The 9,093-nt window shown below is 45.0% G+C and carries 8 protein-coding genes and 1 rRNA gene; all 9 read right to left on the reverse strand.

Annotated features, from left to right (window positions below; all coding sequences use genetic code 11):
* Nucleotides 1-263 precede the first annotated feature (263 nt).
* The gene (locus DSOL_RS24710) at nt 264-1,769 is read right to left on the reverse strand and encodes an MDR family MFS transporter (RefSeq protein ID WP_083643030.1); all 1,506 of its coding nucleotides are present in this window, start codon (nt 1,767-1,769) and stop codon (nt 264-266) included.
* A gap of 81 nt (nt 1,770-1,850) precedes the next feature.
* The gene (gene recQ, locus DSOL_RS24715) at nt 1,851-4,016 is read right to left on the reverse strand and encodes a DNA helicase RecQ (RefSeq protein ID WP_075367389.1); all 2,166 of its coding nucleotides are present in this window, start codon (nt 4,014-4,016) and stop codon (nt 1,851-1,853) included.
* A gap of 286 nt (nt 4,017-4,302) precedes the next feature.
* Complete coding sequence (locus tag DSOL_RS24720; protein ID WP_075367390.1) at nt 4,303-5,169, reverse strand: ATP-binding protein; 867 nt, start codon at nt 5,167-5,169, stop codon at nt 4,303-4,305.
* Complete coding sequence (locus tag DSOL_RS24725) at nt 5,166-6,041, reverse strand: nucleotide-binding protein (RefSeq protein WP_075367391.1); 876 nt, start codon at nt 6,039-6,041, stop codon at nt 5,166-5,168. The genes DSOL_RS24720 and DSOL_RS24725 overlap by 4 nt, the downstream gene beginning before the upstream one ends.
* A gap of 43 nt (nt 6,042-6,084) precedes the next feature.
* On the reverse strand, nt 6,085-6,456 hold the full coding sequence (locus tag DSOL_RS24730; RefSeq protein WP_075367392.1) for a NifB/NifX family molybdenum-iron cluster-binding protein: 372 nt from the start codon (nt 6,454-6,456) through the stop codon (nt 6,085-6,087).
* Between the two features lie 242 nt (nt 6,457-6,698).
* The gene (locus DSOL_RS24735) at nt 6,699-7,130 is read right to left on the reverse strand and encodes an MOSC domain-containing protein (RefSeq protein WP_075367393.1); all 432 of its coding nucleotides are present in this window, start codon (nt 7,128-7,130) and stop codon (nt 6,699-6,701) included.
* 335 nt (nt 7,131-7,465) lie between these two features.
* Nucleotides 7,466-7,810, reverse strand: a complete 345-nt coding sequence (locus tag DSOL_RS24740) for a glutaredoxin family protein (RefSeq protein ID WP_075367394.1) — start codon at nt 7,808-7,810, stop codon at nt 7,466-7,468.
* A gap of 29 nt (nt 7,811-7,839) precedes the next feature.
* Nucleotides 7,840-8,493: a DUF1638 domain-containing protein gene (locus DSOL_RS24745; RefSeq protein WP_083643032.1), complete on the reverse strand. Its 654-nt coding sequence runs from the start codon at nt 8,491-8,493 to the stop codon at nt 7,840-7,842.
* A gap of 523 nt (nt 8,494-9,016) precedes the next feature.
* Nucleotides 9,017-9,093: ribosomal RNA gene (gene rrf / locus DSOL_RS30270) — 5S ribosomal RNA — on the reverse strand; the annotation flags it as partial.

Below are 9,093 nucleotides of genomic sequence, written 5' to 3' on the forward strand. Positions count from 1 at the left end.
TTTGTTTCTTTGAAACTCTTCCGAGTTCCTCTCATTGGCTGTCCTTGTTGTTTAGTTTTCAAAGATCAGTGTGCGTCTTTGTGGCGCTCAGTTATAGTACCATTTTTCAACGTGTGTTGTCAACATATTTTTTTCTTCGTTCTTATCTCCTAGTTTTCGCCAGGGAGAAGCAACGTTTGAAATCATATCACTATGTTTTGTAAAGGTCAATACCTTTTTCGACTTCTGTTTTGAATCAAGATGCCAACCTTCATTTCCCTCCCTTATGTTTCATTTCTTACCTTTGCCGGATAAAACAGGACTAAAATAAAGCTTAATACCGCCGATACAAACAAACCCCAATAGACATATTTCAGTGCAAGTGCCATCCCTGTCGTCATTATATCCAAGACTCCATGTGAAAGAGTTTGTCTCTTAACCGGGTCAAGCAAGACATTAACTACGTCCACATTTAATCCCTCGCCACCTACCCCTTTCAGATAGCTCGCTAGTTTAATATTTAAAATTCCACCCAAAATTGCTGCCCCCATCGTATTTCCCAAGATGTTCATAAACATGTTAGAGGCAGTCGCCACTCCTCGCATCTCCCATTTCACGCTATTTTGAATTCCTACGATAAAAACGGTCCTAGTGAGCCCCATCCCTATACCAATTAGAAATGAACCCACTCCAGCCCATAGCCATCCTCTTTCCGGGCTCAACGTTACAAAGAATATCGATCCTACAAGAATCCAAATACCTCCGACGATCGCAAGACGTCTGAACCCGAATTTGAACATGACCTTACCTGCCAATGTGGCCGCGATCACCCAACCCATCGTCATGAAAGCAAGGACAAAACCCGCGATAATTGGGGACTTTACCATTACCCCTTGAATATAACTAGGTAAAAACGAAGAGATCCCAATTAACACAACGCCGGTCGTCAACGTCGCTAAGTTTGAAACCATAATTAAGGAATTGTTCCAGATTCCCAAGGGCATGATAGGCTCTGCAGCACGTTTCTCCTGCAAAATAAATAGATAAACTCCCGCTGCAAATAATCCTAGCAATACAAGGACTGGAGCCGATAACCAGGACCAAACAGTTCCCGCTTGAATAAAGACGACCATTAAGGCACTGATTGAGATAAAAATAAGCGCCGATCCAATGTAGTCAATTTTATGTTCTTTTTTATCCACCGTCTCTCCAAGGAAACACAAAATTCCCGCCACGGCAAAAACGCCGATCGGAACATTTACCCAAAATATCCAGGACCAACGAACATATTGTACAAAAAATGCCCCCAGCGCTGGCCCTATGATGGAAGAAACTCCCCAAACACTAGAAATATAACCTTGAATGCGCGCACGTTCTGTCATACTAAAGATATCCCCGACTATCGTGGTGGCAATGGGTTGCACCGCTCCTGCCCCAAAACCCTGTACGAATCGAAAAAGAATAAGCATATTCATTGTTTTGGCAAACCCACAAAGCACCGAACCAACAAGGAAAATGGCAACTCCGAACGCGAAAACAGGCTTTCGTCCGTACAAGTCAGCAAGTTTACCATAAATCGGGATTGTGACAGCTTGAGCCAAAAGAAACGAAGAAAATACCCAACTGAAAAGGGAGAAACCTCCGAGATCTCCGACAATGCTAGGTATTGCTGTCGCTACAATTGTTCCCTCAATGGCAGCCATAAACATCGCTAACATAATGCTGGCCAAAACAACGGTGCGATTCGTTTTCATGTGTTTACGAACAGGAACTTCTTCCTTATTGAGCATGTATCTAAAACTCCTTCAAACTTCTAAAATCTGCTTCCACTCTATCACAATAAACTACAAATGTGAGCATATATAGTTTTCCTACTCAGCTACAGCTTTATGTTTCTCCAATACTGCCCGAATCGTGAACCACTCCACTTCGTCTGAGAGAAGATCTTTAATCGGTCGCAATTTTTCTCGTCCTACTTGACGAACAGCCTCCAAAATAGGAGATTCTTGTTCAGCAGGAATAAAGTCATCCCAAGGTACGGCATGTCCCTCAAGACTACAACGCACAAGATGATCCTGTGCAGTAAGAACAGTAATTTTTCTGACTTTCGCTATATCCTCTATGGAGTACCCCTCCTGGTATAACTGAAAGGTTTGGTAATGACTGGGCAACTTCGGAGGTAGGCCAATTTCAGGATTTAACACGTCTTTTACTACTGAGATTGTGGCAGATCTAGCGTCACCCGACACCCCTCCACTGACAGCCTCCTCATGAAAGCTCCGTATGCCTGCTAAAAAGTCGTCCCCATACTTCTCCAATTTTCGTTCTCCAACCCCACTGATCCGAATCATCGCCCGACGATCTTTGGGACAGACCTGAGCCATTTCTCTCAAGGTACTATCTGCGAAGATCATATAGGGAGGAAGGTTTTCCCGCCGGGCGATTTCCCTCCGAAGGGCACGCAAACGATCAAACAAGCTGACCTCTTCTGCTTCTTTACGAGAAGGCAACCGTGACACTTTCTGCCTGACCTTCGCTTCCCCTTTTATCACCGAAACTGCATTAGGTTGGAGTTTTACCACAGGGTACTCTCCATTTGATAGTTGCAAATAATTCTCCGCCACTAAATAGTTGATGCGGTCTTTTATTTCTTGAAGTGGAACTTCGTGCATAATCCCATGTGTTGTAAGTTCGTCAAATCTCAGCTCCAAGACCTTCTTATTGCGAGATCCTCTTAAAACATCAGCCACCATACCGATTCCAAAACGCTCACGCATCCGATAAATACAGGAAAATATTTTTTGGGCCTCCACCGTAATATCTACCAACTCACGCTCGTCATTACAATTACTGCAGTTATCACATTCTTCTTGAATGTTTTCTTCTCCAAAATACTCCAGGATCGTCTTACGTAAACAACGAGGGGTATGGCAATAATCGACCATCCCCTGAAGCTTCTTCAGCTCATTCATTTTTCGCTCCGGCTGAAAAATAGTCTGTTCTATGAGATATCTTTGCAACACCACATCTTGCGGAGAAAATAACAAAAGACACTCCCCTGGTTCTCCGTCCCGCCCGGCACGCCCCGCCTCCTGGTAATAAGCTTCCATATTCTTCGGCATATTATAATGAATGACATAGCGAACATTGGACTTATCAATTCCCATTCCGAACGCATTAGTGGCAACCATAATCGTTCTTTCATCAAAGAGAAAATCCTCTTGGTTTTTTTTGCGATCTTCATCCGTCATCCCTGCGTGATATTTTCCCGCCTTTAGACCATTTTTAATGAAGACCGCATGCAGGTTGTCCACCTCTTTGCGCGTTCCGGCATAAATAATTCCAGACTGGTCGGCATGCACTTGCACGTACTCCAATACAAAAACCTTCTTATTTTCCCCTCGAAGCGTAGAAAACGTGAGGTTCGGACGGTCAAAACCAGAAACAAAAACATTTGGCGCGTTTAACTCCAACAGCCGAACGATATCTATCTGGACCTCCTCGGTTGCTGTCGCGGTGAAAGCCCCAATTAACGGCCGACTGGACAATGATTTGAGAAAAGATCCAAGTTGAAGGTAACTGGGGCGAAAATCATGTCCCCACTGAGAAACACAATGTGCTTCATCAATGGCCAAAAATGAGACATGCAGCGTCCCCAAGAGGCTTCGAAAACTTTCCGATTCCAAACGTTCAGGCGCAATATACAAGAGTTTAAATTCCCCACGTGCTGCTCGTTCAATTCGTGACCTGACTTCTTTTAGTGATAACGAACTATTAATAAAGGTGGCCGGAACCCCATATTGCAGTAGCGCGTCCACCTGATCTTTCATCAAGGAAATTAACGGTGAAATAACGAGTGTTGTCCCCTCAAATAACAGGGCAGGGATTTGGTAGGCTAGCGATTTCCCAGCCCCTGTTGGCATTATGGCTAATGTATCCGTACCCCGGAGTAAACTTTCGATCACTTTTTGCTGGCCATCCCGGAATTGGGTATACCCGAAATACCTATGCAGAACCTCCAAGGCTTTGTTCAACATAATAACTAACATCTCCTTAAGTCATGTAACTAAATGAGCTATCCCTATTATAACAAAAAAAAGACCGAATAAGGACTTTTCCCTTAACCCGGTTTCAAAGCGAACCATATTTAAGAGCTAGCTCTATCTTACATGTAATCTATACGGATAATTCCTGATATTATTCAGAGCTATAACTTCTTCTGCTCACCCATAAAGAAAGGCCCTTGTTTAAAGTTTCTATTTAAACAAGGGCCTTAGTCCTTAAGCACCGTGATCGGCGCCCCCGTCCCTGAAGGCAAAGTAACTAGTCTTTTAGTTCAGGGGCAATTTTAGCCCAGATCGCACGCAACTCTTCCGCAGCCGGACTTTCATAACGGGTAATTGGGTGGCCCAAAGCGATTGCTTGGGGAACCATCGGATCAAAAGGGATTTTGCCAATGACCGCTACGTCAAGCTGCGAGCAAGCATCCTCGACTTCCTTTGAGACCTCAGGGTTGACATCCCATTTATTGATAATAACTTGCGTTGGAATTTTAAAATGCCCTGTCACCTTGATGACTCGCTCCAAATCATGTTTACCGGACTGAGAGGGTTCAGTGACTACGAGTACCTGCTGACAGCCGGTGATTGTGGAAATCACCACACATCCAATTCCCGGGGATCCGTCGATCAGCACCGACTTGTTCTGGCGTCGGGCCTCATCCCGAGCCAAGCGTCGCACCTCCGCCACTAACTTCCCCGAACCGTCTGCCGCTAAGTACAGCTCCGCATGAGCAAAATCCCCCACATTGGTTTCCGACAGAAAGACTTTCCCAGTCCCCTCGGGATAAAGCTGAATCGCTTGAGTGGGACAAGCATAGACACAGGCAGCGCATCCTTCACAACGTTTTGAATCAATATAAGGAACGTGAACTTTTTCAGTGACTGCCTCGTAGCGACATACTTCCTCACAGCGCTTACAATTGATGCAGAGCGTGTTATCGATACGAGCCGTCTGATTTCCTACATATTCCGTTTCTTTTTTGACTTGGTGCGCAAGAACCAGATGTAAATTGGGAGCTTCAACATCGCAATCCGCGACAATCATTGATTCCGCCAGCTCAGTGAACGCCGCCGCAACCGTTGTCTTCCCAGTTCCTCCTTTGCCTGAAATAATGGCAATCTGCTTCATGCTCTCTCCCCCCCAGCTCTCCTCTGGTTGACTTCAGTAACAATACGCTCGCTCAGCATCTTGAACAAATCGTCCCACTTAGGTTCGTGCATTAAGTTCAGCCCTCGGGAGTATATTTTGGCAATTTCCAAATCAAAGGGAATACTACCTAAGAGGGTAATGTCCTCGATTGTGCAATACTCCCGAATGAGGGGGCCTCCATCGTCTTTATTGATAATAATCCCAAAATCTAAACCCATTTCTCGCATGAGTCGAACGGCAATCTTTAAATCATGCAGGCCAAAGAGCGTGGGCTCCGTCACTAAAAGCGCTAAGTCGCTTCCTTCAGCGGAGTGGATCACACTGCAGGAACTCCCTGGAGGACAATCGGCCACTACTACCTCCTCCACTTGCGAGGTGTGTCCCTTTTCGTGATGGCGCAACTCCCGAATCACGGGGCCAGAGAGGGATTCCCCTTCTTTTAATACTCCTTGTAAACATTGCAAACCGCCTCGTTCTCCCTCATCTATTTGCCCAAGCGGTCGCTTCACTTCATCCACAGCCCCTACAGGACAAACGATTCCGCATGTGCCACAGCCATGACACAGTTCTGGGAAAACCAATACTTGGTCTCCGACAACCGCTAACGCATGATATTGACAAGCCTCGCTGCACTTTCCACACAGCGTGCACGCCCCATTGATTTTAGGATACGGTAAAAAAACCGTAGAAGTAGTTCTGATTTGCGGGTGCAAAAATATAAATCCGTTTGGTTCTTCCACATCATAGTCAACATAGGTCGTTTGACGATGAGGAGCCAAACTGAGAGCCAGATTCACTGCTACAGTCGTTTTGCCGGTTCCCCCTTTGCCACTAAGCACGGCCAACCTCATTCAAATTCCTCCCTAGACAAGCCATTTCTCCGAACGTTTTTCTTTAACGTTCTCCGGCATGTGCTGCGCCAGATTCACTGATCTTAACCAAATGGCCCTCTTTCCAAGCCATGATGGCCTCAATAAGTGTCATGCTTTCGCTTGCAGTGTAAGCCGGTATGTTCCCAGCCTCGATCACTCGCAGAGCATTGGGACCCAAACTACCCGTTATTAAGACTTCCACCTTTTCCTTCGCCATATATTCTGCGGCAGCGATGCCTGCACCACCGGTCCCGGACAACGCCGGATTGTCTTTATACTCCGCCGTACTCTGGGGATCTTCAGAATCACAAAACAGGAAATACGGGCACCGTCCGAACCGGTCATCCACAAACTTGTCGAGATCGCGTCCCCCTGTTGAAATTGCAATACGCATCTTACTTCATCCTTTCTTCACCCGAAGTCGCAATCGATAAACCCTAAGTTCTCTCCAACTACGCTTCGTTTCTTACCTGTGGGATGATATGTTCCGATACAGAATATTAGCCCCTAAGTAATAAAGTATAATTTAATTTTACTCAATAATTTTATTGATGTTATGAGTAAAAAAATTTTCATTGTACGGTAGCTAATTGTCCACCACCTTAACCCATTTCACGCTGTGCAGTTCAGTTACCATCACTTAGAGGGAGTTTTCTTTACTTCCACTGGATCGCCTACCCGAACGGTTCCGCCAAGGCGTACACGACCAAATCGCCCTTCACGACTTACGATATACGGTCTTCCTTTCTCTTTAAATTCCTCTTTCCCAATGTAAAGAATCTCGATTTCAGCTTCCCCCAAATTCAACAGGCATCCCGCGGAGAGGTCTTCTAACGACAAACCAGAGACCGTGAAGTTCTCAGTATACCCGTCCGCAAGAACCTCCGCCTTTTTTTCCTGAGGCACCTTGTCCAAGGCTTCTATAGGAAAAATGCTAACCTGACGATCCCAATCTCCCCCGTGAGCATCTCCCTCTAGACCCCAACCCTCAACTACTTTAACTTCCGCAACATCAGTTTTTATGATTCCCCGTTCGGCACTGACATGAATAGCTAAAACGTTTCCCATGTCCAATTTTCTCCTTTATATCCATCTGACTTATTCTTACAAGGTCTGCTAGCTTTTGACCACTGTTCTTCTTGATCTGTTCAGTAAAAATGACACTGTATCCCTTTCTAAACAACGCCACCCTGGTATTGTATCAGCTAAATTGAGCATATGCTCAATTTGAGTATATCCAACATCGTCCAAGAAATCAAGTTTACTGGGAAAATACATACAACCCCGTTTCACCTAAACGCTTAAATAAATCCTTAGCAATATTATCCTGCCTAAACATATTTTCTAATTTTACTCGTATAAAGCCTATATAAGCCCTATCCAGTTAGTGGATAGGGCTTTAACTATATTTGTGTGTCAACGTTAGATTCATGTGCGCACTGCGTGCACTTAATCTTAATTGTACCCTTGTTAATTGGAACACGCATTTTTGTTGAACATTTTTTGCATTCAATAACTCGATGGTCGACAAGTTTTAAAATCTTTGCCGGGTTGAACCCCGTAACAAAGTCTTTTCCAATAAGAAACGTAGGGACTCCACTAATATTTCTCCGCTGCAATTCCTCTCTTGCTTTAGCATCAACGTTAATGTCCTTTTGCGTAAACTGAATTTTATTCTGGAAAAGGAAGTTTTTTGCTATCTTACAAGAAGGACAGGTTTGTGAGGTAAACATAATGACATCTTTCATTACCCGATCTCCTTATTTTCGCCCATATCTCACAGTCTGTCCTCTTCGGCCATCGCACTAATTAAAACGTTTTTTAGGCGATCCAATCCGACTGTGCGGCCTTCCAATGGTATAGAGGCCCAATCGGAAAAGTCTAAGATTTCCTCGACATGTTCCATGGCATAATCATTAAAGAAGCCTATTGGATCAAGCATGATCCCTCCGCCGGTATACTGTGGAAAGTTCTCGTTCGCGTTTGCTTTATCCCAGCCCTTAAAGACCATATCGCGGTATTTCAGCCACCCTGGCGTACAAAACCAAACTTTTTGCCCTTCGGCCAATGTCTCTCTTTCGTCCACGGTAGCCAACATGTCCAGACAGTTTTCCACCTCGGTTCGGGCGATGTAGTACCCCTCTTCCCGCATTTCTTCAATGACGGTATCGATGGTTCGATATGGATTGCGAATGTTGATGTAACAATACTTGCCTCCGTAGACCACAATTATTTTTTTAGCGCTTTTCTTAGCTATTTCCAATTGCTTTTGTAATTGATTTTCTAATTCGTCGGGAACCTGATGAAGTCCCGGAGCAGTATAAATCGCTTGCACATCCAGGAAACCGGTTTCTTTTAGATAATTTAATTCCGGGATCATAGTTCCGCAGGCCACAATGGCATAGTCCCCGAATGAAATGCTATTTGCCAATTGATTTCCCTCCTTGTTAATTTCTCATCCAAAAAGTCGATTTCGCTTTTCCCCTTTAATTCCTGATTATAATACCCTATACGGGTATAGTCAAGGAAGCACGGGGACGGTTCTTCTGCTTCCAATGGGGGGAAATCTATAAGCGAATTAGGTCGATCAATAACGGATAAGGATGTTAGACAAAAATCGATTACTGGCTGATGAACTTAAAACTGCTTATTTACCTAGCATGACCTACGTTTCCAGGGGCCTGCGCCCCAAGTATTATCGGCCCTGGAGGTCTTAACTTCCGTGTTCGGTATACGATAGTCACGATAGTCTCCAGTGGAGAGTATCGCCGAGCCACCCACCCAAAAGAAACACTTCGTGGCGAAGGTGAGACTATCGCCACACGGCGACTCATAACGAAAACTCCTGCCGTGTGGATCGAACGGGTGGAACCCCGGCTTCCATTCGAAACCCTAATCCAGTGTTCAGTAGCACAAAAAAGACTACCTCGTTAGAGATAGTCTCTTTGCTTGTTACCTGGCGATGACCTACGTTTCCAGGGGCCTGCGCCCCAAGTATTATCGGCCCTGGAGGTCTTAACTTCCGTGTTCG

The sequence above is a fragment of the Desulfosporosinus metallidurans genome (genome assembly GCF_001936615.1).
Lineage (GTDB): Bacteria > Bacillota > Desulfitobacteriia > Desulfitobacteriales > Desulfitobacteriaceae > Desulfosporosinus > Desulfosporosinus metallidurans.

Excerpts from the sequence above, each read along its gene's own strand:
- DSOL_RS24710 (WP_083643030.1), bottom strand. The coding sequence starts at position 1,769 with ATGCTCAATAAGGAAGAAGTTCCTGTTCGTAAACACATGAAAACGAAT.
- recQ (WP_075367389.1), bottom strand. The coding sequence starts at position 4,016 with ATGTTGAACAAAGCCTTGGAGGTTCTGCATAGGTATTTCGGGTATACC.
- DSOL_RS24720 (WP_075367390.1), bottom strand. The coding sequence starts at position 5,169 with ATGAAGCAGATTGCCATTATTTCAGGCAAAGGAGGAACTGGGAAGACA.
- DSOL_RS24725 (WP_075367391.1), bottom strand. The coding sequence starts at position 6,041 with ATGAGGTTGGCCGTGCTTAGTGGCAAAGGGGGAACCGGCAAAACGACT.
- DSOL_RS24730 (WP_075367392.1), bottom strand. The coding sequence starts at position 6,456 with ATGCGTATTGCAATTTCAACAGGGGGACGCGATCTCGACAAGTTTGTG.
- DSOL_RS24735 (WP_075367393.1), bottom strand. The coding sequence starts at position 7,130 with ATGGGAAACGTTTTAGCTATTCATGTCAGTGCCGAACGGGGAATCATA.
- DSOL_RS24740 (WP_075367394.1), bottom strand. The coding sequence starts at position 7,810 with ATGAAAGATGTCATTATGTTTACCTCACAAACCTGTCCTTCTTGTAAG.